The following is a 26574-nucleotide window of genomic DNA, read 5'->3' as shown; positions in this document are numbered from 1 at the left end:
GGGCGCAGATAAGCCCCCGAAACTTCACGCGTTTTGAAAAGCAGTTTGCAGAGGGGCGGTCTGTCAGAAGGAATCGCCGTTTTTGCACGCGACAGGAGCTGCCTAGGCGGGCTGGTGTCATCTGGCTAATGGGTCGGACATGGAGAGAAGGCCGGAACGGGCTCAGAGGCGAGCACATTCGATACAATCCGCGCCGCGTATCTGGACTCTCTCGCGAACCACGGGCCACTATGACCGCTAGGTCGGCATATCAATCGTTGGGATGCGCACTCATGGCGATGCGCGTCTCGCCCTGCTCTTGCGAGAGATGGCGATTGGCTTCACCCAGGCGGTCACCCAGCGTCGGCTTCTTCGGTGCTAGGTGGCTCGCCAGCGCGTCTAATGTATCTTCCAGCTTCTTCGATGCACCGCCAGTGCTGCCGGCATCCTGAGCGCCGCCAATCGTTGCAGCGGTTGCATCGCCCGCCGCGTCACTGCTGGCCGTAGCATTGCTGTCAGAGGGCGTGCTGTTGGCTTCACCGTCCAGGCTAGACCCGTACCGGCCAGACGCAATCGGCATCGTGGATGCCGACGACCGGGGCGCGGGCATCCCTGTCGGAGCCGCCCCCGAGACTGGGCCATTCGATGCAGCGCCGCCGACCGACAAGGATGGAGCGGCCCCCTGAAACACAGGCGGGTCACCACCACTACCCATCGGAGAGGCGTTAGAGATTGAACCTCCGCCGCCCGCCATGTTGGCCATGAAGGCAGCCATGGACTGAGGAACCTTACCCACGGTACTGGTGGTAGCCGATCCGGCCGCGCCGGCTGCAGCACCCGCAGCCGCGCCGGCCGCGATTGCCTGTCCAACGTCTCCAGTGCCAAGCGACGAAGATCCACTAGCCATACTCGCAGCAATCGAGTCGGATTTGAACGCCAAGAACAGGATGACTGGATATGAGAGCAGACAAGATACTACTGTCTTGACGTGAGTAGCAATGCTTGTAACTTCTAACCAATTAATGCCATTAAGCGCATCCGTTGCGATATCTGAGACATACTTGAATCCGCCGAATAGGATGCCGAACAGTATTGCTCGATACACAAGCGCCAGGAGCGATTTGAACGGTGCAAGCCCTTGCTCCTTGAAGCTATCAAGCCCGAGCAACGCGAAACTGATCGGGGAGAGCAAAACAATCATCCCTAGTTCCAGGTAGAACATGAAGACTTTGCAGGCCAGATAAACACCACCACCCGCCACGATCCAGAATACCCCGTTTAGTATGCTGGCAAGCGCATTGTTGACTGCGCTAACCATGCCTGCGGCGGCAAGTATGCTCGTGGCCAGTGCAGCAGTTGAGGCGAGCACGGTATTCGCGGTTGGAACTGAAGACAAAAAGCGATTCAATAAATCGCTGCCAACGCCGTCGACGAACTCAGGACCATACGTTACCGCCGTGATGCATAGGCCCGCATAACCAACGGCGGCGACAAGTTTTGCCAAAACCTCCTGTAGATCTCTGCCCTGGATCAAGCCCCGGATGTTGGTAAACAAAAACTGGAGTATCAAAAACGCCCCAAGCCACCCCATGACTTTTGGCTCAATCAGGTTGAGGGCCGAAGACGCCATGGCTTGCTTGACAACGCCCGTAACGCCGTCTGTTGTCGATTGAGCCTGAGCCAGGGCAGCGCCTGAAACCAGGAGCAGTGCGCTGGCAAAGAGCCAGCGATTGAGTTTCATCGCTGTTTCTCCAGAAGCCCTGCGGCCGACGAGATATTTCCGCTGGACAGAATCTTGAGATTGCCGATGTGCGATCCGTCGATCAGGATGTCGTCGCCTTCGATGGTGTACTTCTGGCTCGGGAAAGTGTGGCTGGCGTTCGCATGCACAAACGTACCGTCACCGCCAAATGTGAATTTGTCCCCGTTGAGATTGCTGATATACGTCCCCTCAACAGATTTGCCAACAGATTGGCCGTTGCCGCATGCAGCAAGAATGAGGGCAGCGGTGAGTGCAGCAAAAATTCCGGCGATTTTCTTCATTTTTTTACACTCTTAGATCAGTTGTAGCTCTTGTAGAGATTGAACTTGTTGAATTGCTGCGGTGGGCCGTCCTGCCACTTGGGAACCGGGCTGGACAAGAGGTTTTGAAGATCAGCGTTGACGGTGTCTTGAGCTTGATCTTTCGCTGACCGTGCCGCCATGTATGTCATCTCTGCCTCGGCTTGGCTGGCCATCAATTCTTTCAAAGACTGCAATTCCTGAATCTGGCGAACGTTGATTTGGGAGAGCGTCTGCAAGGCGTCGAGGTTGCCATTCGTGGCCTGGCTCCGGTTGTAGAGGTCCGTCAGTGCCGCTTGGCTCGATGCGTACTGGTCACGCTGCGCGCCGATGGAACGAAGCGCAGACTGGAGCGTGTCCGTATTGGTTTGATGCCAGGAGGTGAACATCTTGGCGAGGTTGTCCGACGTGGGACTCTTGAATACGCGCGAAAAGTTCTGATCGATCTGCGCGAGGTTGTTGCCAATGGACTGTCCGCCGTTCCAGATCTGCCCGATGGTGTTGATCATGTTGCCAACGTCGGGGCCAAGGACCGAGGTCGGATTGGCGATCAGGTTCTTCAGCTCGGCTTCGACCTGTATCCCCTGTCGCACGTAAGAAGAAACCTGCTGCTCGTAGCTTTGGATGAGCTGCAGGTTGTTGGCGATTTGCGTGACTTCGGTCGAGCCGCCAGTGCCGGCGACGGAACCGGCAAAGGCCGGCGTGGCACAGATACAGATCGCAGCAGCAGCGATCCAGCCTGTGATTCGTGGCGTCTTGCGTTGCATCTCGCCTCTCACTTGTCGAGTTTGCGCTCTGCCGAGTTTCGGGCTGCGGCACTCGCGCCGGCCCGACGCCGCCCGGAGTGACGGATCCACAGGTAAGCCCAGCTCGCTACCAAGAGAGCGATGCTGGGCCAAGGATTGCCCTTGAGGGCCAAGTAGACCAGGATGGCTCCAACAACCAAAGCAATCGCGATGACTTTGGCCATTTGCGCGTCGCTCAAAGGTTTCTTGTTTGTGTTTTCCATTACCTAGTTCCTCTTCAGCTCAGCGAGAGACGCCCTGTTCCAGGGCCTTGTTGATGGCGAGGCCGCGCCCGTCTTGGTAGCGGATTTCAGCCGTCTGGCCGATGGCTGGGACGTGACCGTCCATCTTTTTCGTGTCGTGCCAAATGATCTGCTTGGGGTCACGGCCGGTTTTTTGACAAATGAATTGACCATCCACTGCCACGATGGGGCCGACATGATGGCCGTCCGTCGCCGGCATGATTTCATCCCAGCTTTCACGCACGGCTTGCATGGTTTCGGCGTGTTCCGCCTGCTCGCGTAGGCGCGCCTCTGCCACCGCTTTGGCCAGCCAAGCGAGATCCTGTTCTGTTGGCTCCCAGCCTTTGGCCTTGAGCAGTTCGAGGACTGCCTGGTATGCATCAGCCGACTCGGCCTCGACTTCCACGGCATCGCCCAGATCCTGAATGAGCACCGAGCCTCCGGTGGCTGGGCGGTAGGCGCCTTCCTTGTCGCGGATGTATACACCGGCCAGCAACGATGCCGGTTCGCCGGCCAGGTATTGCTTCATGGCCACAATGTGCACAGGCTCCGAGTCCGCTTCTTGCTGCACGAAACGCGCTTTCATTTGCTCGACGTTTTCCATGTGAGATCCTTGGCTTTTCTTTTGCTGCAAAAGATGACGGTTCAATTGTCAGAATCAGACCCAAATGGGTCGCCATACATTTCAATGAATTGTTGACGTTGCTTCTCGATTTCCCGCATAGATCGAGTGAGGTCAGCCGTTCCGGCGAGGTTCGTTTGCGCCTGTGACAGGATGGCCTGCCGGTGCGATTCTGGCAGTCGGTAAGCTGTTTCTCTAGGTTCTGCAAGTACAATGTGGTTAGCCATGCTGATCCCCTGGTAGATAGATCGGTTTGGTTAGCAGCGCCGGTTCGTGTCCGCGACCCGGCGCTGCGCTTTTTTAGGCTTGCCGTTCTTTTGTGTTGGCCCGCTTTTTTGAAAGCAGCGCTTTCAACTGATATTCCTTCGCCTGAATTCCAAGCTCCGACAGATGCTCACACACATCGACACGTGAGTAGCCTTTCTTAAGCAAAGCCTGAATCTGAGGTTTCAGATCCTCAAGTGCAGCATCAACACCTTTTTCCTGCGCTGGTTTAGGCGGCAGTTCTGACAGCCCCTTCTTTGCTTGCTCGATGGCGTCAATGCTGACGGTTCTTTTTTTCGCCATTGCACTTTGCCTTCTTGTTCATTCGGCAGTAGTAAGACCGAACCGTCGATATTCCAAGGTTAACTCCAACTATCCGTAGCACCTGGTTGATTTGCTCCCACGAGCAACCTTTCTGTCTAAGCGCGCTTATCGCCTCCATTTGCGACTTCAATAGCGCAGCCTGAGTTCGTTCGGGTGTCGTCAAGACAATAGCGGCTTTTAGTATTTCCTCTGCTATCGCCACATCCGGCCCGCTGAGTCTTGTGAGCGATCCTTTTTTGTTGGCCACACTTTTCTCCATAAAATTTTAACGGCCAATGTTTCAAATATGCGCGAGAAAACAGTTTGTTTCTAGATACGCTTGCTTGTCAATAGATTTAGTAGTTAGTCATCCGAATCGTTGCCGTGATATTTGATTCTTTTGCTGCAAAAGTTTTGATGTTCATTGGAAAATGCGAACATGTTTAATAAATAATGCACAGCCAATGCGGTGCAGATTGATAGAAAATAGGCTGAATATTCGCCGCAGATTCACTGCAGATCTACCGCAGATTTACCGCAGCTCTGCAGCGTTTTGCAGCGTCTTTGGTTTAACGCTACTGGGCAGGATGCCAGGTAGCTATCTCACGATAGCTACCTGATACTTGTCCGCTAGGTCGCTGCGCGCCCGTCGCAGACACTCAGGGCTACGCCCCGAGACCCCGGGTTGAAGGGTTGGCCGACGGACTGGTTGCTGGGCGTGTGTTTGCGCAACATAATGGATCGCATGTCACGCACCTACTTTCAAAAGAAGCCCGACGCTGAGAAGCGAAGCGTCCAGATGCTTGTCCGATGGACCCCGGACGAGGCGCAGAAGGTACGCCACAGCGCTGGAATCCGGCAGATGGACGTGGCGGAATTCATCCGGCGCGCGGCCCTCGGCCGCAAAGCTGATGTGGACCACGAAACGGAAGCCGTGTTAGCGCTAGGTGCGATCACCCGTGAAGTGCGGGCACTGCACGCGGCACTGGTCAAGCTCGGCATTACGCCGCCCGAGGAGGCCCTGTTGCCAGTGATCTTGGAAGCTCGGCAGGCGATCCTAAAGATCTCCGGGGCCAAGTAGGTGGGTGTGACGAGCCGACAGCCTGGGCGCGGGAGGCCTCCAGACCTGTGCCAGGCGCAAGGGTGTTTGACGGTCAAACACCGGGTCCGCTAATGGGTGTCGACGATGTGGGCCCGCTACGGCTTCACATGAAAGCGAAGGCGTTAGCGCGCGCATCGTGCAGCGCGTGATGCCGGCCACCGTGCTCACGGAAGTACGTTTCCAGCCGTTCCATATCAAGCCGGCGGCCTACGTGCTCGCACTTCCAGCCAGGGGGGATTTCGGCATCGAGCAGATCGAGCACCAGCTCGAAGTCCCCTTGGTAGTCGAAGCACAATACCCCCCGCTTGGGCTTTGCCGGCACGGCGAGCAGCCACGCCCTTAACTCGTCGCGCAACTGCGCGGCCGGCATCGAGCGGTCGGGAAACTGGCCGAGCTGCGGCAGCACAGCCGTCCGCACGAACTCGCTACACGTGGACAGATCGAAGTCCACACGCTCGCCGTAGAACTCGCGGCCGTCTTCACCCACGATGGCCACGCTGATGAGCTGGCAATCGATAAAGTCTGTGAACTCGGTATCGACAAAATAGCGCGTCTTCCACGGGCTGCGCGGGCCTTCCTTTCTCCTTGGGGAGAGCCCTTTTGGTCCGGGGCGGCCGTACCACCGGTCATTCACCCACGCATCCCAGTCGTGGGCAAACGGGGTGATGCACGTCTCGCCTTTGATCTGGATGAACGCGCTGCCTATCATCGCCTTGGCAAACTGCTTTCGCCATGGCTCAGGCACGTCGTCCATGCGCACGTACAAACCCCCCTCCTGGGACTCCCGGATCGGCACCGCCTGAATCAGCTCATCGCGGGTCATTCCCCGTCTCCTTCTCCGTTCTCCTGCTTGTACGCCTTCTCGATGCGCTTGGCGTCGTGCGGGTTGAGCGGTCCGAGGGTGTAAAACGGCACCAGGCCGTCCTGGCCCAACCGGTAGGCGTGGTGCATCCGCGTCCACGGGTTGTACAGCGTCAAGTCCTGAATCTTTTGCTCAGTGCGCAGAGTCGGCTGGACCAATTGCGGTTTCCGCTTTCTTGTCGGCCACTTGATCACGGTGCATTTTTTGGCATCCGAATCCGCCGACCGAGCAACCAGATCTGGCGCGCCGCGTGGGGCGTAGTCAGAGACATCCGCGATGTGCTGGTGTGCGAGGCATCGGACGCGCTTGCGCTCGTATTTGCCGGGGTTGCCGCAGACCTCGCAGATACTTTCGCTCATCTGACAAGCCATCCAGGCCATGCCTTGAGCCTGAAGGGTAAGGCGGGTTCTGGGGGTTAGCGGTGTGAGGCTTGTCGGTGGCATAAGGTTGAGCAGATCGAAGCGCAGTTGCCCTTCCTGCCCGGTCGAGTTGTCGGTATAGACCGCCGCGCGTGGCATCCACGGCGCCAGGCTGAAAAAGCCCATATGTTGCTCAAGCTTTGCGGTATGTCGAGCTAGGTCACTCAGCGCTAGGCAGGTGTTCTCGATGAGCGAAAACCAGCCGTTGCCGCAGGCGATCTGATTGTGCTCCGTCACTCCATTTTTCATCCAGTCCGCGTTGAGCGCGAACAGGGCCGGGAAGCGGTCTACGAGGTCATTTTCAAGCTCTGGGGACATGGCTGTCTGTGAAATCGGTGAACTCGGTGTCGATGCTGCACGGCCCCCCGGTGCCGTAACGCTGGGGCGCCTCGCTACTGCTACTGCTGCATGAAAACTACCCCAACTCGCGCGCGATCAATTCCCTGACCAGCTGCGCGATCGACGTGCCGCTCTCAACGGCCCTAATCTTTAGGCGACGATGTGTATCCGGGTCGAGATCTAGGTTGAGCCGTACCGGTTTCACAGGCCTTGACCCGGCTTGCGACTGGACCATTGCTGCGCCTGCGGCGAACTCTTCGGCCGTTGCTGGCGCGCTCCCCGACGCTGGCTTGCTGGCCGCGCTCGGGCCGATCTTAAATTTACTCATTTACTCAACTCCAATGAGTTACTTAATAACTCATGGTTACGCTTCAAGCTCGAAGAACTCTTGGGTCAGCAGTTGGATTTCTGCTCGCGCCTGAGAGTTGTCGAGTTCGACCACGCCCCGCCCTCCCAGCAGGGCATCGCGGTAGACCTTCCGATCGCGGATAACCGTATCGGCGAGATCGAGCTGGTCGAATTGCTCGAGTAGCTCGCGGGCGTCCGCCACTTCGGTAATGACCGGGTTAGACGGTGCCATCGAGAGAACCGCCACCGCTTTGAGTTCCGGATTCAGGCCACGTGCGAGGGATACTAATTCGTTAACCTTTGGTAGCGTCTCTAGGTCGGCTTGGCTGGCTCTGGTTGGTACCAACAGGAGGTTGGCGACGGCCATTGCCGATCGCATTTCACGCGAGTCACGGCCGCCGGCATCGACGACGATCACCTGATACCGCTTGGCTAAGTCACGCAGGGTTGCGGCAACGTCCCCCGTGCGCTGGACGCACGGGATCGCGGGCTGAGTCCCCGCTTCGTCGCGGCGCTCTATAAATCGCGCACAGGTCGCCTGTCCGTCCGTGTCCACCAATACAACGTCAATACCTTGATGCCCGAGGTGGACCGCAAGATTGCTCGCGATGGTCGATTTCCCGACCCCGCCCTTTTCCGCAGCAACCAGAATGATCATGTGCATCACCTCAAATGAGTTGAGTTGTTGAGTTGTTGAGTTGATTTTGTGAGTTGAGTAATTGAGTGTCAAGATGCTGTTGTCGAGATCTTCGTGGCTGTCGGCGACAATGAGCGCATCCGTGGCCAGAGTTACTAACTACAGACGAGGTGCGCATGGCGTTGGCGATAGAGGACCTTCCACGCGAAGTGAACGAATCCAAAGCTGTCGATTTGGGCGAGGGTGTCTTGGGTTGTGTTACGTGCGTTAGTTATAGCGGCGACGTGCCCATCTACACGCTATCGGTTGACGGCGCGGTACTGGCCACTGGGCCAGCCGAGTTCGTCATCGCGCAGGCTGCGCACTACCGCAAGCATCGAGCTATTAAACCTGGGCTACGCTACAGCGTGGAAGAGCATGTGACGCCTACGCCGTTTGGGGATAGAACGGATATGGTCGTGGTCCTAATGGACGAGTGAGCGGCGCTCGGGCCGTCCCTTCGGGCCATCCCGACCGCTAAACTCGGCGGCCTGCCGCCCCGGAGAATTACGTTCTCGGTCAATTACAGCCATAGAAGTTTTGCAGGAGAGGGGCCTGGCGGGTCGAATTGCCCGATGTGGCTCGAAATTAGCCTCTCAGGCAGGCCATTGTCGTATGACTAAGGGGTAAGTCCCGGCGATGGGGTTCACGGCTCCCAGAGGCGGATTTGGCTTTTCGGTTTCAGCTCGGCGTGGTGAGCCATTACAGGAGCCGGCCAAGGACTTCACTCAATTACGGCTGGGCGACTTCCGCGGGATCAAGGTCTTTCAGATGCCTATAGCTCCCGCCGGTTGCCGGCACTGGCACAAGCCGCGGGACGCCCGGAAGAATGGCCTCGTTGCCATGTGACATGACCGGCACTAGACCGACGATCGCCTGTCCGTGCTCGTCGTCGACGGGAGTCCCCCAAGCTGCAAGTCGCCACACGATTTTCTTGCCACCCGGCTGACTCGGGGGCGCGACGAAAAACCAGTCCACGCAAGGCTGGACGTTAGTAATTCTCACTGACATATTCACCCACCTTTTGATTTTGTTTTCTCTCATCACTGTCGAGGTTCGCCGGCACGTTCAACTTCGCTTCGGCGGTAACTTTCGTGATGCGGCGAGACCAACGATGTGGTTCCTGGAGCCTAGCCAAAGTAGACGATAGTTGACGACTCTACAGTCGAACGCCTGATCGCTCGTATCCGGTCAGCGCTTGTCGGTAACGCCAGCCGCCACAAGCCGGTCTGCATCAGCCGAAGCGAGAATCGCGCGAGCGGCGCCGCAGACGAATACCGGTCCCGCATCATCCCCTCCTTCAACCGAAGCGTCTGCGAATCGCACGCAGAAAGTCACGCTATCGAGGATGATTATTGACGCCCCGGGGTGTATTTCGACAGTCTTGACCATCTATGGCTTCCTTTCCTGTTTTCCGTGATCCATCAAAGGTGCCGTGAAGTGGATTCCGACATCACTTGCTGACATTTTGCTGCTGATAGGTGTCATAGACGATCTGGAGACCTACGGCGATGGCTGTCAGCAGAAAGATTTTGTTGGTGACGGCGGGATCCGGCTTGCCGGACGCAAATACGGCGATGAGTGCCGAAGCGCCTAGCGAGCACCATGACAATGTCCGCTGACGCTTCCATGAGCGCCGCGCGGTGAACAGGCAAAACAGCACCATCCCGATGAGGATGGCTGAGGACATGACTGCGGATAGGGCGTCCGGGCGCATTGCATTCTCCTGATGAATGATAGCGAGAGTGCCATAGCGGCCACACAGGGGCAAATTGTTCAGCGAAATACCTCTGAACGGCCGACCCTATCAGATGTTATGTCAACGATGCTGCTGCCGGTCCACGCGTAGCCTAGTGGGGGTGCCCCCTCTCTGCGCCCACATCCGTCAGTCGTGCCGTAATTATGGGGTGACGATAGCTGTCTGAGCGATTCGTGCCGGCACAGGCACTGCCGGGGCAGTGGCTGCCTGGACTGGCTGTACCGCCAAGGGGGGGGGGAAATGGGTGCGGATCAGGCGCGATATTGGCCAACAACGCTGGCGTCGCGGGAGCGAGCACTTCGTGCAACCCTGTCCGCCCGTTCCCCAGATTAGCAAAGTACGGTTGGATAAGTTGCCAGCCGCGGTCATCCAATGATTGGTAGCGACGGTAAATCCAGTAACAGATGCTGTCAGCAAGCTGGATTAGCCGAGTGGCCTTGGAATCAATGAACATGGGAACCTCCGCAAAATTTCGGAGCTTCCCGTTCCCGTGGCCGAGGTGCTTGAACGTGTGATGCAGGGCCTGCATGTTCGCTTCTTCGAGAGCCTGCTTGCGATCGAGAACGAAGATGCCGCGGGCCGGCTCCTTGTATTTTTGGTACTTGTACGCAAGAAAGTCGTCGACCTTGGTCGCCAGCATCTCGAAGCAGTACGGAAGGATGTCAGCTGTGCGGAGCATCTGACTTTTCTCGATGACCGCCGCGAATACGTTGACCTTGATCTGCGGCGCTTGGAGAAGGCGAAGGACATCTGCGGAGGCTTGTGCACGATCAGCTGGGCTGATGTTCGCGTTATCCCAACCTTCCTTGCGATTGCGCATTGGAGCCGCGTGCAGTTCTAGGTAGTGCCCCCCTGCTTTCTGCTGGTAGCGGTTAGCAATCGCATCCATTTCCCGCTCTAACCAATGTGTCTGCCGTTCGAACACTGTTACGCCGCCGAGTACAAAAAAATTGGTGTTTTTGTCTCCAGGCGTCCCGGATTCGTCTAGATATGACAGATACATGCTATCCCCGTAGCAGAAATGAAAACGGGCCGCACATAGCGGCCCGTCGAATTCGGTAAGCCAGGTGGAACAATCGCCCAACGCGCTGTATAGGTCAGCACTCCCGACTCGATTTGAATAGTAACAAGTACAAGTAAACACGTCAACATTTTTGAATCACAAAAATGAGACCACATTTCTGACACCAGAAAACGAGCTACATTTCTGATGACCCGGGTTTGCATCATCGCGGGAACGGACGAGCGTCGTGGAGCTAGAAAAGCGGCAGCCGTGTGTCGGTACCATCGCCGGAGCGGAGTACCACAGTCGCACCCTGTTCCTGCTGTGTCAGGACGAAATCGCAGACAGCGAGAGCCCGCCGGATGACTTCCGACATGCTGTCTGCATGCATGCGGTCCCGCAGTGCCTCAATCTGATCTTTGACCTCGACCGACATATCGAGATTGAGGCGGACTTTCGGTTGCTTTCGAGCTGGGCGCATTTCATTTCCAATTGCAGGACAGCACACGACCGTCGTGGCACGTGTGCTGCCGTTGCTAGCCGTCGCGAAATCCGCCGACAAGGCCAAGCAACGTGATGGCGCCGAGGAACGCAAGCGCGATCGGTGTCGGCAGGCTTTTGTAGGCAACGGCGACGAGCGCAACGATTGCCAGATTGGGCCGCTTGAAGCGCGAGAGATGGCTGACCACGGCAGCTAGCCAGCCGGCAGACTCGTGAACATCGAGATCTGCATACTTGTCGAGAAAGTGTTCAAGGTCTTTCTGTGGATCCACCGTTGTTCTCCAAGGCATGTGCTGCCTCGGAGAAACGGAGCGCAGGCACACATGAGCAGCTCCCGGCGATCCATCGCCGGGCTCATGTGGGTTTGCGCTCCGCGTCTCCTGGTGCGTCCTCGGAAACTGCGTTGATAGCTTGGTTTCCGGTCGGGTGGAGAATCAACGGGGCAGTACTACAGACTGCGACAACAAAATCCAGTGCTACCTCGCTCGCCAGTGGGTAGTAAGAGGACGCATGACCTCGCGCCCACAGGCGAACGTTTCAATGACTCTTAAGGCACGACCTATTCAGCATTACTTCATGCCCGGTCGGCAGGCATGTCCATAATATACACATAAAAAGTGGGTGGTGCAACTCCTCGTCGAGAGCTGCCGTGCCAGTTTCTTCTATATGTGATAATGTCCTTTATCACATAAAAGGGGGCATCTTTTGGACCTGCAGAACTCGGTTACGACCGGTGTGGCCCTTCTCGGCGCAGCGTTGGGTGTCATGAACACCTGGAATACGATCAGCCAGCGGCGCGCACGCCTTCGCGTTCGTCCGGCATTTGCGATTTCAGTGCCGCACGGACATCCGGGGTTTTCCATCGAGGTCCTTAATCTCAGCAGTTTTGCCGTAACGATCTCAGAGGTCGGATTCATGTTGCGAAATGGTCGTGGAAAGCGGTTCACGATCACGCAGCCCCAAGTTTTTGACGGCAAGCCTTGGCCGCGCCGGCTTGAATCGCGCGAAGCGGTATCTGTGTATTTCGCTATCGAGCCGGTGATCAAGCGATCGAAAAGCCTCGGAAAGGCCTATGCACGCACAGCGTGCGGTGAGCACATCAAAGGTGACAGCCCCGCTCTCGATCAAATTCGCAAAGAGTCATGGGAGTAGCGATGCTCGAATACGAGAACAAAACGGTGCAGGAAGTGGTTGCTTGTACCTGCGATCGGTGCCAGAAGCGGATGACGCCGGACGATCATGATTCCGGCTGGCATGAGCGTGTGTCGCTGTCGCTCTGGGGCGGCTTCGGCTCGATCTTCGGGGACGGCAATAAGGTCAGTCTCGACTTGTGTCCGCAGTGCCTCAGGGACACGCTCGGCGCGTGGCTGCGCATCACGCCACCGGAGCCCGATGGTCTGGCGTATCAGGAGCGGCTACGATCCGAATGGGATGGCCGCGAAGCGGACCGGCCGCGCCCGCCTCGCGGACCAGCGGGCAGCGACGACGCATGACCCCCCTCGTTCCGTTCGCATGCGCGGCGTCTGTACCTGCGCTGGTCGAGGCAGCGGGTGAACGCGCCGGCATGCGCTTTCTCGAATTCTTCGCGTCGGCAATCCGCAACCCGCACACGCGCCGCGCCTATGCCCGCGCGGCCGGAGACTTCCTCGCCTGGTGCGAAGGCGCCGGCGTGACGTCGATCACGGCCGTGCAGCCGCTGCACGTCGCGGCCTGGATCGAGCTGCAGACGGCCACGCATGCGGCGCCGACCGTCAAGCAGCAGCTCGCGGCGATCCGCCACCTGTTCGACTGGCTCGTCACGGGCCAGGTCGTGCCGCTGAACCCGGCCGCCTCGGTGCGCGGGCCCGCGCACTCGGCGCGCACTGGCGCCACGCCCGTGCTCCAGGCGGCCGAGGCGCGGCAGCTGCTCGACAGCATCGACGTGAGCACACCGATCGGGCTGCGCGACCGCGCGCTGATCGCCCTGATGGTGTTTTCGTTCGCACGGGTCGGTGCGGCGCTCGCGATGCGCGTGGAAGATGTCTACATACAGAACCGTCGCCTGTGGGTGCGCCTGCGCGAGAAGGGTGGCAAGGCGCACGCGATGCCGTGCCACCACACGCTGGAAGCCTACCTGCACGCCTACCTCGAGGAGACCGACATTGCCGTCGACCCGAAGGGGCTGCTCTTTCGCACGATCACGCGCGGCACCGGTCGGCTGAGCACGACGCCGCTGCCGCAGGCGAACGCCTACGCCATGGTGCGCCGGCGCGCGGCGGCCGCGGGCATTGCGACGAAGATCGGCAACCACACGTTCCGCGCCACCGGGATCACCGCCTACCTGAAGAACGGCGGCACGCTCGAGAATGCGGCTACCATGGCCAATCACGCGTCGACGCGCACCACGCAGCTCTATGACCGGCGCCATGGCGACATCAGCCTGGACGAGGTGGAACGTATTCATGTGTAGCCGTAACGGTGACTGGCATCGGTACAACTGCGGTACAGACGTCAGCTTGGATGGGCTGCGCAAAACTACGCTAAGTTACTGATGCGTAAATACTTTCTGCTGCTGTAGACATACGCTCGTATGTGCTTGATTTCTCTAGGTACCCTGCGATAGGGGCAAATTTCAAATTCCAACACGCGGGTTAGCCTAGCCTCTTTGCTAGATCCTTCGCACGTGGGTGGTAGTACCGCATCAGCATGCGCGGGTCTTTATGGCCGGTGATCTTCGTCAACTCGTGCATCGGGAAGATCGCCGCCAGGCGCGAAGTCGCTTCATGCCGGAGATCGTGGAAGCGCAGATCAGTCAGGTACTTCGGGGACGGCCGTGCTCCTGTTTCCTTGCATTCATCTTCGTAGAGCCGTCTTGCGCGCTCTACGGCACGCTCAAAGGCACGCGTTACCGCATCGCTCCGTATTTTAAACACGCGGCTGTCATCCTCTTCGATGTTGTGTTTATCCTGATTTTCGTCTTTCGACATCAGGACCTTAAGCACAGCCACAGCCTTCGAAGACAGTGGCACGTCGCGTGATTCGCCGTTCTTGGTTTTCGGCAGATGTGCCACGCGATCGTTTAGGTCGATGTGCTCCCAGCGCAAGCTGACAATTTCGCCCCGCCTCATGGCCGTTTCCACAGCCAGCCGGACTATTGCAGGCAGGATGCTGGAACCCGTAGCTGTAATGACCCGCTCCAGTTCATCGTCCGGAGTTTCACGGGTGGAATCCCGTTCGGCCGCATCATTGCCGGGCTCTGGCAGTGCTTCGCCGTTCGCGACGACGCCGGCGCGTTCAACAGTTGCGATGCGTCTGATGCGCGCATTGTTGGGTTGCGGCTTGCGGACAAGCTCAAGCGGGTTCGACAGGCTCTCCATGCCCCATTCCTTGCGGGCAATGTTGAAGACATGCGAGAGCACTTGGAGGCGTCGCAGGACGGTGGCTGGTTTTAGGGTCTTCAGCCACTCATCGCGCAACTTGGCGATGTCTACGCTGCGAATTACCGGCATGCTTCGCAAGGCCAGATCGGTTCCTTTCCAGATGCGTAGGACAGACTTCTCGGCTTCCACGCCGTTTTTGTGTGCTGTCACCTCACGTTCGTACCGTTCCAGTGCCTCATACAGTGACGTGGCTTCGGCCTCCGCTCGGCTGACAAACGCGCCTCGGTCGATCTGGTGTTCTATGGCTCTGGCCCATTCCTCGGCCTCGACTCGAGAGTTGAACGTCTTAACTTGATCGGGGTAGCCCTTGCGGCGAACCCGCGCCTGCCACTGCAGTTCACCGCGCTTTCGAAAGTTGGCCATTGTTGGTGTTCTTTCTCGTCTCTGCTGTCAGTGGGACAGGATTGGGACAAAAAAGCCAATCACTGCTCCACTGGTAAGCTGGGAGTGCTCGTAATGTATTGATGTGACTAGGCTACAGCATTCTCGTGAAATGGCTAGTTCGGGCATTCGCAATGCGAAGGTCGGGAGTTCGATCCTCCTCCGCTCCACCAACGAATTCCCTTTAAAACCGGTCGCTTAGGCCGGTTTTTTCATTTGTGCGCCAGTTCCGTCGCAGTCTGGGTTAGCGGTCCTCCAGCGACAAAAGGCTGACAGGCAACTACCAGTGGCGATGCCGACGACGACAGTGGGCCGTTGTGCGATCAATCGTTCGATACACGCCGATATCGCGACGTTTTCCCCGCGATTCGTCTCCCCCGCATTTCCGCATATGAGAATTACCCCTTAATCTCCGCCTCCACCAACAACCCCAGCAACACAAGCGACTCCTGCCACCCGAGATAACAAGCCTCGGCGGGAATCACCTCTGGAACCCCATCCTGCACGACGCTCAACGTGGTTCCGCAAAACACGCCTTGCAGCACCACACTCGTCTCCATCGTGCCGGGCAGATTTGGATTGTCGAATACTCCGCTGTACCGGATCCGCTCATTGGGCACCAGTTCGAGATATTCGCCATTAAACGAGTGCTCCTCACTTGTAGTGAAGTTCCTGAACGACATCCGATACCTCCCGCCGACCTTCGCATCGAGGTGATGCACAATCGCGACGAAGCCATTCGGCGCCAGCCATTTAACGAGCGCATCGGGGTCTAAAAAGGCGCGATAGAGGCGCTCGGGTGGGCAGCGGAGCACGCGATGCAACCGGATCGTGTGAGTAGCCATGGTGGGACTCCGGAAGGACGAGGACATCTCCCAATCCTAGACGACAACCGCCAGTCGACAAGCATCCCGAACTCCGAACTCCGACCTCCGGCTGACGACCCACCCCCGCCATCCTCCCAGCGATGGCCTAAACTTCCCGCATCGGCCCGACGCACCATCCGCGAGCGGGTCCGAGTCGACGCCGCATGGCAGCGCGGCAAACGGAGGCCGTCATGTCCGGTCCGCAAGCGCTTTTCCGGAAGTTCGATTACGAGGGGTTCGAGATCCACGTTTCGCCGGCTCCGGCGGACGATGGCAGCAACCGCTACACCTACACCGCCTATGTTTGCCACCCGGGCGCCGATCCGGCCTTGCCTGGCCACACGGTGCCCTATCATCCGGGCGGCGACGAAACGTTCCGCACCGAGGAAGAGGCAACTGAAGAGGCGCTTTCCGTGGGGCACAGCATCGTCGACGGCACGCATCCGGATCTTTCCGTGCTGTCGCTTGTGACCCACGGTTTCTAGGCGCGCAGCCGAAAGTATTCGCTTTCGTCGAGGGACACCGCATCCCGCAGACGGGACGAGGCGTCGGGTAGTCACGGATATCGAGCGCCCACCGAAAGCACAGCGAACAAGCCCGCCAATCGATGCGCCATGGCCCATGATTTGCGCGGCGTCGATTCCGGCAGCGACATCCCATACCATCGGCGGCACTAAAGCGCGCCACGCATGCACGGCACATCCGCGAAACGTGCGCCCAACATGCCGGGTTACACTCGATGCGCGTCCGGCGCGCGCTGCGCCGGGCAGGCCGCCGTCCAAGCCGCTGCGGCCATTCCTTCCCCCAGGCTCAAGGAGGCAAGGCTCGCCACGCCATGTTGACCCGCCGCCCGATCCTCGTCTTGATCGTTGCCATCGCGCTTGCCGCCTTCGTGACGCTGATCACCGCGTTGGTCATGCAGCAGATGCGCCGCGATGCGCTCGCGCAGGCGCGCGCCGCGGCCTACAACATCGCGTTGCTCTTCGAGCGCGACACGGAGCGCAACCTCGAGCTCTACGATCTTTCTCTGCAGGCCGTGATCGACGGACTCGATGATCCGCGCGTTGCGGCCCTGCCCATGGAGATTCGCCAGAGTGTGCTGTTCGACCGCGCGGCGATGACGAAGAATCTCGGCGTGCTTCTCGTCGCCGATGCCGCCGGCGACGTCTATTACGATTCGCGCAGGCATACGCAGCGCCACCTCAACATCGCCGATTGCGATTACTTCGCGGCGCAGCACACGTCGCCGCACACGGGCCTCTTCGTGAGCCATCCGTTCATTCCGGGTAACGGTCCAACGGAGATGAGCATCGCGATGAGTCGTCGCCTGTCGAATCCCGACGGCTCGTTCGCGGGGGCCGTGGTCGTGACCATGCGCCTCGAATATTTCCGGCAGTTGTTCAGCGGCGTCGATATCGGCACGGACGGTGTCCTCGTGATCACGCTCGCAGACGGCACGTTGCTCATGCGCCGCCCGTACGATCCGAAGCTTGTCGGCACGAGCGTCCAGGGGGCCCCGGTTTTTCAGCGTATCGACCATGAAGATTCCGGCGGTTTCTTCGCCAACGGACAGGTCGATGGCATACGGCGCTGGTATGCGTTCAGGCGCGTGCAGGGCTTCCCGCTCGTGTTCAGCGTCGGGCTGAGTACACGCGAGATCTACCGTGAGTGGCGCTTGCGCGCGTGGTTCATCGGCGCGCTGACTGCCGTGCTCGACATATCGCTGATCGGGGCGGGCGTGCTGCTCGCGCGGCAGTTGCGTCAGCGCGCCGCGCTCGAAGCGGAACTGCGCGCGCAGGCCGGCACGGATGCGCTCACGTCTCTCGCCAACCGGCGTGCTTTCGAGGCGCGCGCCAGCAACGAATGGCTGCGCGTGCGGCGCACGGGCAGTCCGCTCGCGATGCTGATGTTCGACATCGACCGCTTCAAGCTCTACAACGACCGCTACGGCCATCACGCGGGCGACGGCGCGCTGGCTGCGGTGGCGCATGTCGTGAACGATTACGCGCGCCGCGCGGGCGACTGTGCGGCGCGCTTTGGCGGCGAGGAGTTCGTGCTGATGCTGCCCAACACCGACGAGGCCGGCGCGCGCGCAGTCGGCGAGCAGGTGCGCGCCGCGGTCGAAGCGCTCGCGATACGGCACGAGGATGCGGCGAACGGGGTACTGACGGTGAGCGTGGGGGTTGCGAGCACGTCGGCGGGGACGTTTGTTTCGTGGGGTGATCTCAACGAAGCCGCCGATGCGGCCCTCTACGCCGCAAAGCGTGCGGGGCGCAACCGCGTCGTGGCGTGGCAGCCCGGTTTTGCCGGCGCAACGTAGAGGGCAGAGGGCCGCTGTTTCCCGTTGGGATGATGGAAATTTTATCCGGGTAATATTGCGTCGTAATTTTTACCCGGATAAAATGCGCCGTCTTGATCCCACAAACGGAGCGACAGATGGTCGCGACATTCGGTTGTACGGCATTTGCGGGTACGCGCCGGCTGGCGCACGGGACGGCGGCGGCAGTGGCGCTCGCGGTGAAGGCGGCGCTCGAACGAGGCGAAGACGCGCCGATCCTGATTTTCGACGACAACGACGCGCGTGCGGTCGAATTCGATTTGCGCGGCACCGCACAGGATGTGGCGGCGCGTCTGTCCGCGCAGGCGCCCGACGCGCTCGAACCCCTCGCGGACGAGGCCCCGCGTGGCCGGGGCCGCCCGAAGCTCGGCGTGGTCGCTCGCGAGGTGACGCTCCTGCCGCGTCATTGGGAATGGCTCGGCGCGCAGCCGGGCGGTGCGTCGGTCGTGCTGCGCCGGCTCGTCGACGCGGCGCGCCACGCGAGCGAGACGAAGGAGCGCGCGCGCGCGGCGCAAGAGGCGGCGCACCGTTTCATGACGGCGCTGGCGGGCAATCTGCCGGGCTATGAGGACGCGCTGCGCGCGCTCTACGCGGGCGACAAGGCGCGTTTCGAGGCGGCCAGCGACGCCTGGCCGGTTGATGTTCGGGAGTATGCGGGGGCGCTTGCGCGGGATGCCTTCGCCTGATGCGCGACAGACAGAGAAACGGACAGAGAGACGGACAGACCGGCGGGCGGGCAAAAAAAAACCGCTCAAGCCGGGAAGCGTGAGCGGGAAGTCGGAGAGTTTATTGCTAACGACCGCTACATGATGAGGGTGTTACTCGGTCACGCAGCGAAATCAGTGTAGTCGCCGCATCGCACCAAACCTATCGGATGAGTCTGAAAGTCGGCGCCGAAGTGAGGCGGCAGCGTGTTTGCCACGGCTTGCCACGCGCACTCCGGCTCCGTACACTCGCGCCTGATTTTTAACGAGATGACCCGCCGGACCACGCGGGCGCATCGTCCCGCATCGTCCATAACCCAAAAGCAACAACAGCAGACCACGCCCACAAGAGGAGCCGCAGATGTCCGATTCTTATTTCCCCCGCTGGCGTGAAGCGTCGAGCGGCGCGAGGGGCGTCGTCGCTCCCCACGAGCGCCTGTCCTGGCCGCAGATGTTCGCGATGGGCGTGCAGCACGTGGTCGCGATGTTCGGCTCGACCGTTCTCGCGCCGCTGCTGATGGGATTTGACCCGAATCTGTGCATTTTCATGTCCGGCATCGGCACGCTGCTGTTCTTCGTCGTGGTGGGCGGCCGCGTGCCGAGCTATCTCGGGTCGAGCTTCGCGTTCATCGGGCTCGTGATCGCCATTACGGGCTATAGCGGGCACGGGCCGAATCCGAACATTCCGGTCGCGCTCGGCGGCATCATCGCGTGCGGCGCGGTCTACGCCGTGATCGGCCTGATCGTGTCGGCGGTCGGCACGAAGTGGATCGAAACGCTGATGCCGCCCGTCGTCACCGGCGCGATCGTCTGCGTGATCGGCCTGAATCTCGCGCCTATCGCCGTGAAGGGCGTGAGCGGCTCGCAGTTCGATTCGTGGATGGCGCTCATGACGGTAGTCTGCGTGGGCGGCGTCGCGGTGTTTACGCGCGGCATGCTGCAGCGTCTTCTGATTCTCGTCGGCCTGATGGTCGCCTACGTGATCTACGCAATCGTCACGAACGGAATGGGCCTCGGCAAGCCGGTCGATTTTGCGATCGTCGGCAACGCCGCCTGGTTCGGCATGCCGAAGTTCGGCGCGCCCGTGTTCGATGTGCACGCAATGACCCTGCTCATGCCGGTCGCCGTGATTCTCGTCGCCGAGAACCTCGGTCACATCAAGGCCGTTTCCGCGATGACGGGCGTGAACCTCGACCGCTATATCGGCCGCGCGTTCATCGGCGACGGTCTGGCCACGATGGTGTCGGGTTTCGCGGGCGGCACGGGCGTCACCACCTACGCCGAGAATATCGGCGTGATGGCCGTCACCAAGATCTACTCGACGCTCGTGTTCGTGGTCGCCGCGCTGATCGCAATCGTGCTCGGCTTCTCGCCGAAGTTCGGCGCCGTGATCCAGACGATTCCGGGTCCGGTGCTCGGCGGCGTGTCGATTGTCGTGTTCGGTCTCATCGCCGTGACCGGCGCGCGCATCTGGGTCGTCAACAAGGTCGACTTCTCCGATAACCGCAACCTCATCGTCGCCGCCGTCACGCTCGTGCTCGGCGCAGGCGATTTCTCGCTGAAGCTCGGCGCATTCGGGCTTGGCGGCATCGGTACCGCGACGTTCGGCTCGATCATTCTCTACGCGCTGCTGCGCCGCAAGCCTGCCCAGCAAGCATCGGTCTGACGCCTGCATGCCGCGCCCGCACCTGTGGCGCGCGGCTGCGGCGGCAATGAAAGCGGCACGCGTGCCGCTTTTTTTGCGCCCACGTTTTCAATGGACACTGCCAGCCGACCTCGGCGAGCGTTGCCCTGCGCACCCAGCGTGCCGCACCATCACGGACAATGGCGCACAATGGCGCACGATAGCGCCACGAAGAGGCGCAGAATAAGAACAGTGCATACGGTTTTCTGCGATCAGGCGAAGGATCGCGCGAAGACGAGGACGCCGATGCGCCCGGTCGCGGCGGCACATGGCGGTACCCGGCGACTGTCGCGCGGATTAGTGAGGAATTAGTAGGAAGAATCCGGCGCGCGGCAGCGAGGCCGCCACGGCGCGACGCACGCACATCGGCCGTGCATGGTTGTGGTGCGCTGTCCGCCCGTTCGCGGCGCACGCGCGCCACGGGCGTCGTGCGTGACATGCGTCGCTCGCACTTGAATGCATGCGACGTTCGCGCGCCAACGCGCACGAACCTTGCTTTTCGCAGCTTGTGACGCAATGAATCGGGCCGGCGGTCATGGCGCGCGCGAACCTCGCGCGCACGCCGGCGACGATCTCGCGCGAGAGGAACGCATGAGTGCAGAGCAACAGGACAAAACGGCCGTCGCGCCGCACGGCTTCAATATGAGCGTCACGTCGGGGCTGCAGCGCTACAGCGCGCCCTACGGCGATCTCGTGCTGACGAGCGTGTTCCAGCCGGTCTTCAGCCTTTCGCACATGCGCGCGATCGGCTACGAAGGGCTGTTGCGCGCGCATGACGCGCTCGACCGGCCGGTTCCTCCGCTCGATGTGTTCGGCGAGGCGACGCGCATCGGCGAAGTCCTGCATCTCGATCGTCTCGCGCAGCTCCTGCATCTGGAAAATTTCAGGCTGCTGGGCGCCGAGCGCGAATGGCTCTTCCTCAACGTGCATCCCGGCACGCTCACCGAGCCGTATCACACCGCAGCGCTGCTCGCGAACCTGCAGCGGCTCGATCTGCCGCCGCGTCGCATCGTGCTCGAAGTGCTCGAAGAGCAGGCCACCGATCTCGACGCGCTCGCGCGCGCCATCGCGTTGTTGCGCGAGCGCGGCTTTCTCATCGCGCTCGACGACTTCGGCGCGGGCCACGTCGATATCGGCCGCGTGTGGCAGCTCAATCCCGACATCGTGAAGCTCGACCGCATCATGCTGCTGCACGCGGCGCATCGCGCGGACATGGCGGCGACGCTGCCCGCGCTCGTCGCGCTCCTGCACGAGGCGGGCAAGCTCGTGCTGATCGAGGGCGTCGAAACCGAGCAGGAGGCGCAGCTCGCGCTCTCGTGCAATGCGGACTTCGTGCAGGGCTTTTTCTTCGCGCGCCCGGCGCCGGGTCTCGCGGATGCGGCGCAGACGCGATCGGTGATCGCCGAGGCGACGGAGCGCTTTCGCTCGCAGACCGAAGCGCGCGAGCGCGGCACGGCCAGCCGTCTGGCGCCCTATGTGCGCGCGTTCGAGCGCGCGGCGGAGCGGCTGGGCGCTGGCGAGCCGATCGAGGAGGTGTGCTGGAATTTCCTCGGGCTTACGCATGCGGCGCGCTGTTTCCTGCTCGATGCAAACGGACGGCAGGCCGAACGCAACGTCGTGCTGCGCGTCGACCGTGCGCAGCACGACGCGCGCTTTCTGCCGCTCGACGAAGCGCAGGGCGCGAACTGGCTGCGGCGTCCGTATTTTCGCGCCGCGCTTGCCGCGCCGGGCCGCGTGCATGTCACGGCGCCGTATCTGTCGATTACCGAGGCGCTGCCGTGCGTGACGCTTTCGATGGCGGTGCACGTCGGCGCGCGGCTGTGCGTGCTGTGCGGCGACGTCGACTGGATTTCCGACGAACCTGAGTGAACAAATCGTATTGAACGAATCGGGCACAACAAAGCAAACGGGCGGCCAGTGAAGCCGCCCGTTTTGCACTTGCTGTACTTACGACGCGCGCGTTACTTCGCGACGACCACCGGAATGCCGCGCAGCGCGCCCGCGCCCTTGAACGAATCGAGCGCTTCCTGCACGACCGCGCTCGTCTTCGCGTCGAGTTGCAGACGCGCCGCGAGTTCGCGCTCGCGGCTCTTGACCGCCGCGAGGTTCGCAAGCTTCACGTGGCCATAGCCGCGCACGCGCTCATAAAGGCTCGCGAGCGTCGCGATATCGGCGGCGTTGTCGGCATCGAGACGCGCGAGCGCGTCGCGCAGCGTTGCCTCGTAGTCGTCGGCGAGCGCCCGTTCCATGCGGCGCTCAAGCGTGCGGCCAAACACGTCGAGCCACGTTCCGCGCAAGCCGCGCCCCTTCGAAAGCAGCGCGAGCACGCGCCACAGCCACGGGCCGATCTGCATCTTGCGCGGCACTTCACCGTGTTTTGCGCGCGCGATCAGCGGCGGCGCCATGTTGAACTTCACGGTGAAGTCGCGGCCCGCCGTGCCTTCGAACTGCGCTTCGAGCGCGGCGCGGAAAGCGGGATCGGTATAGAGCCGCGCGACTTCGTATTCGTCCTTCACCGCAAGCAGGCGATAGAACGTCGTCGCGACGGTGCGCGCGAGCACCTGGTCCGCGCTCTTGTCGGCGGCACGCGCGGCATCGGCGAGCGCGCGAAAGCGCTTCGCGTAACGCGCACCGCCATATGCGACGAGACGCGCTTCGCGATCGGCGATCAGTTCGTCGAGCGTGTGCGTGCGCTTCGGCTCCATGGCGCGCTTGTGTTGCGCGTCGAGTGTTTCGAGTGTTTCGAGCGCGGCTGGGTCCGCCGCGGCGAGACGGCCAATCGAGAGCGCAAGCAGGTTCGCGGGCACGGCCACGTTGTTCAGTTCGATCGCGCGCGTGAGCGCCGCAAGCGAAACCGGCACGAGGCCGAGTTGCCATGCAAAGCCGAGCATCAGGATGTTCGCGCCGATGGTGTCACCGAGAAAGCGTTGCGCGAGTCCCTGCGCGTCGCACGTCGAAAGCGGGTCTTGCGCGCCGCTGTTCGTGCGGGGCAAGCCGCCGGTCGCTGCGTGACGCATCTTCGCGAGCAGCGCGTCGGCGTGCAGGTTCGCGTCGGGGTTCTGCACGAACGACGCGTTCGGAATCGCGTGCGTGTTCACGACGATGCGCGTGCGGTCGTGGCGCACGGTCTGGAGCGCGTCGGCGCTCGCGGCCACTACCATGTCGCAGGCGAGCAGCAGGTCGGCCTGCTGCGTGTCGATGCGGACCTGGTTGAGCAAGGCGTCGGTTGCGGCGAAGCGCACGAACGAGAGCACCGCACCGCCTTTTTGCGCGAAGCCCATGAAATCGAGCACCGACGCGCTCTTGCCTTCCAGATGCGCGGCCATGCTGATGAGCGCGCCCACGGTCACGACGCCGGTGCCGCCCACGCCGGTGACGAGAATGTCGTACGGCGCGTCCTCGATCGGCGTCTGCGGCGCGGGCAGCGCATTCACGCGCGCGGCAAGCGCCTGCGGATCGAACGTTGCGCCCGCAGCCTTCCTGAGCTTGCCGTGTTCCACCGTCACGAAGCTCGGACAGAAGCCGTTCACGCACGAGTAGTCCTTGTTGCACGACGACTGGTCGATGCGGCGCTTGCGGCCGAGTTCGGTCTCGACAGGCTCGACCGAGAGGCAATTCGACTGCACGCCGCAATCGCCGCAGCCTTCGCACACGGCCTCGTTGATGAAGAGCCGCTTGTCCGGATCGGGGAACTCGCCTTTCTTGCGGCGGCGGCGCTTTTCGGCGGCGCAGGTCTGGTCGTAGATCAGCACGGTGACGCCCGGGATGTCGCGCAGTTCGCGCTGCACCGCATCGAGTTCACGGCGGTGATGGAACGTCGTGCCTTTCGGGAACAGGCCGTGATGACCGATGTATTTCTCGGGCTCGTCGCTCACGACGACGAAGCGCGAGACGCCTTCGGCCTCGACCTGGCGCGCGATCTGCGGCACCGAGATGCTGCCGTCCACCGGCTGCCCGCCCGTCATCGCCACGGCGTCGTTGTAGAGGATCTTGTAGGTGATGTTGGCGTTCACCGCGACAGCCTGGCGAATCGCGAGGATGCCTGAATGAAAATAGGTGCCGTCGCCGAGATTCTGGAAGACGTGGCGCGTGTTCGTGAACATCGAGTGCGCCGCCCAGTCCACGCCTTCGCCGCCCATCTGGATGAGGCCGGTCGTGTCGCGCTCCATCCATGACGCCATGAAGTGACAGCCGATTCCTGCCTGCGCAATCGAGCCCTCGGGCACTTTCGTCGAGGTGTTGTGCGGACAGCCCGAGCAGAAGTACGGCGTGCGGCGTACGGCGTCTGCTTCGTTGGAGAGGATCTGCGGCGCGACGAGATCGACCACGCGGTCGCGCCGGTCGAGTGCGGGCTTGTGCTGTGCGAGCCACGCGGCGAACACGGGCAGGATGCGCGACGGGCGCAGTTCGCCTAGTTCGGAGAGCTGCGCGGCGCCGTCTTCGCCTGCTTTGCCGATGATGGCCGGACGCGCGCCGGCCTTGCGATTGTAGAGGTAGTCCTTGATCTGCTGCTCGACAACGGGGCCTTTCTCTTCGATCACGAGCACGTCGGTGAGGCCCGCGACGAAGGCGTCGATGCGCGACATCTCCAGCGGAAACGAGAGCCCCACTTTGTAGATGCGCACGCCCGCGGCGTCGAGATCGGCCACCGAGAGGTCGAGGCGGCGCAGCGCCTCCATCAGATCCAGATGGGCCTTGCCGCAGGTGACGATGCCGATGTTCGCGTGCGGGCTCGGTGCGATCCACTTGTCGATGCTGTTCGCGCGCGCGAAGTGGCGCACGGCGTCGAGTTTGGCGGCGAGCCGTGCTTCGATGGCGAGACTCGGCAGATCGGGCCAGCGGTTGTGCAGGCCGCCGGGCGGCGGCGCGAAGCCGGCGGGCGCGGGCCAGTCGGTGCGGATCGCATCGAGATCGACGGTCGAGCCCGACTCGACGGTTTCCGAAATCGCCTTGAGGCCCACCCAGGCGCCCGAGTAGCGCGACAGCGCCCAGCCGTAGAGGCCGAATTCGAGCATGTCGGCGATGTTCGACGGATTCACGATGGGCATGTGCCACGCCATCAAGGCGAAGTCGCTCTGATGCGGCATCGACGAGGAAACGCAGCCGTGGTCGTCGCCCGCGACCACGAGCACGCCGCCGTGCGGCGACGAGCCGTAGGCGTTGCCGTGCTTGAGCGCGTCGCCTGCGCGGTCCACGCCGGGGCCTTTGCCGTACCACATCGCGAAGACGCCCTCGACGGTGCGCTCGGGGTCGGCTTCGACGCGCTGCGTGCCGAGCACGGCGGTGCCGCCGAGTTCTTCGTTGATGGCCGGGAGGAAGCGCACGCTGGCGGCGTCGAGGAGTTTTTGCGCGCGCCACGCCTGCTGATCGACCATGCCGAGCGGCGAGCCGCGATAGCCGCTGATGAAGCCCGCGGTGTTAAGTCCGTGCGCCTGGTCGACGGCGTGCTGCATCAGTGCGAGACGGATCAGCGCCTGGGTGCCGGTGAGAAAGATGCGGCCGCGCGTGGCGGTGAGGTTGTCGCTCAGACGGTAGTCGGCGAGAGGCGGGGGCGAAGCATCGCCGAACGCGGGGCGGGCGTTCATGGTGGAGTCTCCTTTTCGATCGCACCAGGTGCCGTCGACGCCGAGTTGGCGCTTCAGCGCTTGCTCGGGTCCCGTGCAGAGCAGTCGACGCCGGGTTGGCGCTTAAGCACTCGCCCGGCTCCCACGGCATCCGATGCGATCTCCGTGTGCGGTCGTGCTGCAACACCCAGCCCGATCCTGCGCACGGCTTGTTATCGCGGCGATGCGCCCGGTGTGCGGTGCGCGTCGCAAGAGACTCTATTTTTTAGCGCCGATAACGGAAATTTTTTGCTAACTGCCCTCGCGCGCGCGGTGCATGCGCGAGATGCTTCGCGTGCAGCGCCGCTTTTGAG

26 protein-coding genes are annotated in these 26574 nt (G+C 61.4%); 9 read left to right on the top strand and 17 right to left on the bottom strand.

Going from position 1 to position 26574, the window contains the following annotated elements:
• Positions 1–250 precede the first annotated feature (250 nt).
• The 7 genes from Q0L30_RS00830 to Q0L30_RS00800 all read right to left on the bottom strand — a co-directional run bounded on the left by Q0L30_RS00830 (position 251) and on the right by Q0L30_RS00800 (position 4256).
• Positions 251–1720, bottom strand: coding sequence for a hypothetical protein (locus tag Q0L30_RS00830; protein WP_296649915.1), 1470 nt, complete (start codon positions 1718–1720; stop codon positions 251–253).
• Positions 1717–2022, bottom strand: coding sequence for a hypothetical protein (locus Q0L30_RS00825; RefSeq protein ID WP_296649913.1), 306 nt, complete (start codon positions 2020–2022; stop codon positions 1717–1719). The genes Q0L30_RS00830 and Q0L30_RS00825 overlap by 4 nt, the downstream gene beginning before the upstream one ends.
• Positions 2023–2039: 17 nt before the next feature.
• The gene (locus tag Q0L30_RS00820) at positions 2040–2807 is read right to left on the bottom strand and encodes a conjugal transfer protein TrbJ (RefSeq protein ID WP_296649911.1); all 768 of its coding nucleotides are present in this window, start codon (positions 2805–2807) and stop codon (positions 2040–2042) included.
• Positions 2808–2815: 8 nt separating this feature from the next.
• Positions 2816–3049 carry a hypothetical protein gene (locus tag Q0L30_RS00815; RefSeq protein WP_296649908.1) on the bottom strand — a complete coding sequence of 78 codons (234 nt, stop codon included), beginning with the start codon at positions 3047–3049 and terminating at the stop codon, positions 2816–2818.
• Between the two features lie 19 nt (positions 3050–3068).
• Positions 3069–3671, bottom strand: a complete 603-nt coding sequence (locus Q0L30_RS00810; RefSeq protein WP_296649905.1) for a hypothetical protein — start codon at positions 3669–3671, stop codon at positions 3069–3071.
• 41 nt (positions 3672–3712) lie between these two features.
• A complete protein-coding gene (locus Q0L30_RS00805; RefSeq protein ID WP_296649902.1) occupies positions 3713–3916 on the bottom strand; it encodes a hypothetical protein in 204 nt (67 codons plus the stop codon).
• A 73-nt stretch (positions 3917–3989) separates the two neighbouring features.
• Positions 3990–4256, bottom strand: a complete 267-nt coding sequence (locus tag Q0L30_RS00800) for a hypothetical protein (protein ID WP_296649899.1) — start codon at positions 4254–4256, stop codon at positions 3990–3992.
• A gap of 745 nt (positions 4257–5001) precedes the next feature.
• Here Q0L30_RS00800 and Q0L30_RS00795 point away from each other — a divergent pair.
• Positions 5002–5337 carry a hypothetical protein gene (locus Q0L30_RS00795; RefSeq protein WP_296649898.1) on the top strand — a complete coding sequence of 112 codons (336 nt, stop codon included), beginning with the start codon at positions 5002–5004 and terminating at the stop codon, positions 5335–5337.
• Between the two features lie 124 nt (positions 5338–5461).
• On the opposite strand, the gene Q0L30_RS00790 is transcribed toward Q0L30_RS00795, so the two are convergent.
• The 7 genes from Q0L30_RS00790 to Q0L30_RS00760 form a co-directional block, all read right to left on the bottom strand.
• Positions 5462–6181, bottom strand: a complete 720-nt coding sequence (locus tag Q0L30_RS00790; protein ID WP_367277749.1) for a hypothetical protein — start codon at positions 6179–6181, stop codon at positions 5462–5464.
• Positions 6178–6957 carry a hypothetical protein gene (locus Q0L30_RS00785; protein ID WP_296649896.1) on the bottom strand — a complete coding sequence of 260 codons (780 nt, stop codon included), beginning with the start codon at positions 6955–6957 and terminating at the stop codon, positions 6178–6180. The genes Q0L30_RS00790 and Q0L30_RS00785 overlap by 4 nt, the downstream gene beginning before the upstream one ends.
• A gap of 385 nt (positions 6958–7342) precedes the next feature.
• Entirely contained in the window at positions 7343–7984 is a 642-nt protein-coding gene (locus Q0L30_RS00780) for a division plane positioning ATPase MipZ (protein ID WP_296649893.1), read from the bottom strand.
• Between the two features lie 1471 nt (positions 7985–9455).
• Positions 9456–9719, bottom strand: coding sequence for a hypothetical protein (locus tag Q0L30_RS00775; protein ID WP_296649891.1), 264 nt, complete (start codon positions 9717–9719; stop codon positions 9456–9458).
• A gap of 133 nt (positions 9720–9852) precedes the next feature.
• Positions 9853–10764: a DUF3800 domain-containing protein gene (locus Q0L30_RS00770; RefSeq protein ID WP_296649888.1), complete on the bottom strand. Its 912-nt coding sequence runs from the start codon at positions 10762–10764 to the stop codon at positions 9853–9855.
• Positions 10765–11017: 253 nt separating this feature from the next.
• Complete coding sequence (locus Q0L30_RS00765; protein WP_296649887.1) at positions 11018–11245, bottom strand: ribbon-helix-helix protein, CopG family; 228 nt, start codon at positions 11243–11245, stop codon at positions 11018–11020.
• A 55-nt stretch (positions 11246–11300) separates the two neighbouring features.
• On the bottom strand, positions 11301–11537 hold the full coding sequence (locus tag Q0L30_RS00760; RefSeq protein WP_296649884.1) for a hypothetical protein: 237 nt from the start codon (positions 11535–11537) through the stop codon (positions 11301–11303).
• Between the two features lie 433 nt (positions 11538–11970).
• On the opposite strand from Q0L30_RS00760, the gene Q0L30_RS00755 reads away from it, so the two are divergent.
• The 3 genes from Q0L30_RS00755 to Q0L30_RS00745 are packed head-to-tail and all read left to right on the top strand — an operon-like array spanning position 11971 to position 13714.
• On the top strand, positions 11971–12417 hold the full coding sequence (locus Q0L30_RS00755; RefSeq protein ID WP_296649882.1) for a hypothetical protein: 447 nt from the start codon (positions 11971–11973) through the stop codon (positions 12415–12417).
• Between the two features lie 2 nt (positions 12418–12419).
• Positions 12420–12758: a hypothetical protein gene (locus tag Q0L30_RS00750; RefSeq protein ID WP_296649879.1), complete on the top strand. Its 339-nt coding sequence runs from the start codon at positions 12420–12422 to the stop codon at positions 12756–12758.
• On the top strand, positions 12755–13714 hold the full coding sequence (locus tag Q0L30_RS00745; RefSeq protein ID WP_296649877.1) for a tyrosine-type recombinase/integrase: 960 nt from the start codon (positions 12755–12757) through the stop codon (positions 13712–13714). The genes Q0L30_RS00750 and Q0L30_RS00745 overlap by 4 nt, the downstream gene beginning before the upstream one ends.
• A gap of 181 nt (positions 13715–13895) precedes the next feature.
• On the opposite strand, the gene Q0L30_RS00740 is transcribed toward Q0L30_RS00745, so the two are convergent.
• Both Q0L30_RS00740 and Q0L30_RS00735 read right to left on the bottom strand, forming a co-directional pair.
• Positions 13896–15047, bottom strand: coding sequence for a site-specific integrase (locus Q0L30_RS00740; RefSeq protein WP_296649874.1), 1152 nt, complete (start codon positions 15045–15047; stop codon positions 13896–13898).
• A gap of 416 nt (positions 15048–15463) precedes the next feature.
• Positions 15464–15910, bottom strand: coding sequence for an SRPBCC family protein (locus Q0L30_RS00735; protein WP_296649872.1), 447 nt, complete (start codon positions 15908–15910; stop codon positions 15464–15466).
• A gap of 212 nt (positions 15911–16122) precedes the next feature.
• Between Q0L30_RS00735 and Q0L30_RS00730 the strand changes: the two genes are divergently transcribed.
• From Q0L30_RS00730 to Q0L30_RS00710, 5 genes are all read left to right on the top strand, one after another.
• Positions 16123–16416: a hypothetical protein gene (locus Q0L30_RS00730; RefSeq protein WP_296649869.1), complete on the top strand. Its 294-nt coding sequence runs from the start codon at positions 16123–16125 to the stop codon at positions 16414–16416.
• Between the two features lie 350 nt (positions 16417–16766).
• Entirely contained in the window at positions 16767–18251 is a 1485-nt protein-coding gene (locus tag Q0L30_RS00725) for a diguanylate cyclase (RefSeq protein ID WP_296649867.1), read from the top strand.
• Positions 18252–18367: 116 nt separating this feature from the next.
• Positions 18368–18955 carry a DUF2239 family protein gene (locus tag Q0L30_RS00720; RefSeq protein ID WP_296649864.1) on the top strand — a complete coding sequence of 196 codons (588 nt, stop codon included), beginning with the start codon at positions 18368–18370 and terminating at the stop codon, positions 18953–18955.
• Between the two features lie 379 nt (positions 18956–19334).
• Positions 19335–20639: a solute carrier family 23 protein gene (locus Q0L30_RS00715; RefSeq protein WP_296649862.1), complete on the top strand. Its 1305-nt coding sequence runs from the start codon at positions 19335–19337 to the stop codon at positions 20637–20639.
• Positions 20640–21248: 609 nt separating this feature from the next.
• The gene (locus tag Q0L30_RS00710; protein WP_296649860.1) at positions 21249–22526 is read left to right on the top strand and encodes an EAL domain-containing protein; all 1278 of its coding nucleotides are present in this window, start codon (positions 21249–21251) and stop codon (positions 22524–22526) included.
• 92 nt (positions 22527–22618) lie between these two features.
• Here the strand turns inward: Q0L30_RS00710 and Q0L30_RS00705 are convergent, their stop codons facing one another.
• Positions 22619–26242 (bottom strand): indolepyruvate ferredoxin oxidoreductase family protein, encoded by a 3624-nt coding sequence (locus Q0L30_RS00705; RefSeq protein WP_296649856.1) that lies wholly within the window; start codon positions 26240–26242, stop codon positions 22619–22621.
• Positions 26243–26574: the final 332 nt, after the last annotated feature.

The organism is Paraburkholderia sp., assembly GCF_024281035.1.
Taxonomy (GTDB): Bacteria; Pseudomonadota; Gammaproteobacteria; order Burkholderiales; family Burkholderiaceae; genus Paraburkholderia.
The sequence above is the reverse complement of the archived record's forward strand: the minus strand, read 5'-3'. Positions and strand labels throughout refer to the sequence as shown.

Bases quoted from the DNA above. Each gene is read 5' to 3' on its own strand.
- Q0L30_RS00745 (WP_296649877.1), top strand. From the start codon at position 12,755: ATGACCCCCCTCGTTCCGTTCGCATGCGCGGCGTCTGTACCTGCGCTG.
- Q0L30_RS00830 (WP_296649915.1), bottom strand. From the start codon at position 1,720: ATGAAACTCAATCGCTGGCTCTTTGCCAGCGCACTGCTCCTGGTTTCA.
- Q0L30_RS00740 (WP_296649874.1), bottom strand. From the start codon at position 15,047: ATGGCCAACTTTCGAAAGCGCGGTGAACTGCAGTGGCAGGCGCGGGTT.
- Q0L30_RS00710 (WP_296649860.1), top strand. From the start codon at position 21,249: ATGAGTGCAGAGCAACAGGACAAAACGGCCGTCGCGCCGCACGGCTTC.
- Q0L30_RS00795 (WP_296649898.1), top strand. From the start codon at position 5,002: ATGTCACGCACCTACTTTCAAAAGAAGCCCGACGCTGAGAAGCGAAGC.
- Q0L30_RS00750 (WP_296649879.1), top strand. From the start codon at position 12,420: ATGCTCGAATACGAGAACAAAACGGTGCAGGAAGTGGTTGCTTGTACC.
- Q0L30_RS00770 (WP_296649888.1), bottom strand. From the start codon at position 10,764: ATGTATCTGTCATATCTAGACGAATCCGGGACGCCTGGAGACAAAAAC.
- Q0L30_RS00800 (WP_296649899.1), bottom strand. From the start codon at position 4,256: ATGGCGAAAAAAAGAACCGTCAGCATTGACGCCATCGAGCAAGCAAAG.
- Q0L30_RS00715 (WP_296649862.1), top strand. From the start codon at position 19,335: ATGTCCGATTCTTATTTCCCCCGCTGGCGTGAAGCGTCGAGCGGCGCG.
- Q0L30_RS00790 (WP_367277749.1), bottom strand. From the start codon at position 6,181: ATGACCCGCGATGAGCTGATTCAGGCGGTGCCGATCCGGGAGTCCCAG.
- Q0L30_RS00735 (WP_296649872.1), bottom strand. From the start codon at position 15,910: ATGGCTACTCACACGATCCGGTTGCATCGCGTGCTCCGCTGCCCACCC.
- Q0L30_RS00825 (WP_296649913.1), bottom strand. From the start codon at position 2,022: ATGAAGAAAATCGCCGGAATTTTTGCTGCACTCACCGCTGCCCTCATT.
- Q0L30_RS00815 (WP_296649908.1), bottom strand. From the start codon at position 3,049: ATGGAAAACACAAACAAGAAACCTTTGAGCGACGCGCAAATGGCCAAA.
- Q0L30_RS00805 (WP_296649902.1), bottom strand. From the start codon at position 3,916: ATGGCTAACCACATTGTACTTGCAGAACCTAGAGAAACAGCTTACCGA.
- Q0L30_RS00775 (WP_296649891.1), bottom strand. From the start codon at position 9,719: ATGCGCCCGGACGCCCTATCCGCAGTCATGTCCTCAGCCATCCTCATC.
- Q0L30_RS00730 (WP_296649869.1), top strand. From the start codon at position 16,123: ATGTCCGGTCCGCAAGCGCTTTTCCGGAAGTTCGATTACGAGGGGTTC.
- Q0L30_RS00725 (WP_296649867.1), top strand. From the start codon at position 16,767: ATGTTGACCCGCCGCCCGATCCTCGTCTTGATCGTTGCCATCGCGCTT.
- Q0L30_RS00780 (WP_296649893.1), bottom strand. From the start codon at position 7,984: ATGATCATTCTGGTTGCTGCGGAAAAGGGCGGGGTCGGGAAATCGACC.
- Q0L30_RS00705 (WP_296649856.1), bottom strand. From the start codon at position 26,242: ATGAACGCCCGCCCCGCGTTCGGCGATGCTTCGCCCCCGCCTCTCGCC.
- Q0L30_RS00810 (WP_296649905.1), bottom strand. From the start codon at position 3,671: ATGGAAAACGTCGAGCAAATGAAAGCGCGTTTCGTGCAGCAAGAAGCG.
- Q0L30_RS00820 (WP_296649911.1), bottom strand. From the start codon at position 2,807: ATGCAACGCAAGACGCCACGAATCACAGGCTGGATCGCTGCTGCTGCG.
- Q0L30_RS00720 (WP_296649864.1), top strand. From the start codon at position 18,368: ATGGTCGCGACATTCGGTTGTACGGCATTTGCGGGTACGCGCCGGCTG.
- Q0L30_RS00765 (WP_296649887.1), bottom strand. From the start codon at position 11,245: ATGCGCCCAGCTCGAAAGCAACCGAAAGTCCGCCTCAATCTCGATATG.
- Q0L30_RS00785 (WP_296649896.1), bottom strand. From the start codon at position 6,957: ATGTCCCCAGAGCTTGAAAATGACCTCGTAGACCGCTTCCCGGCCCTG.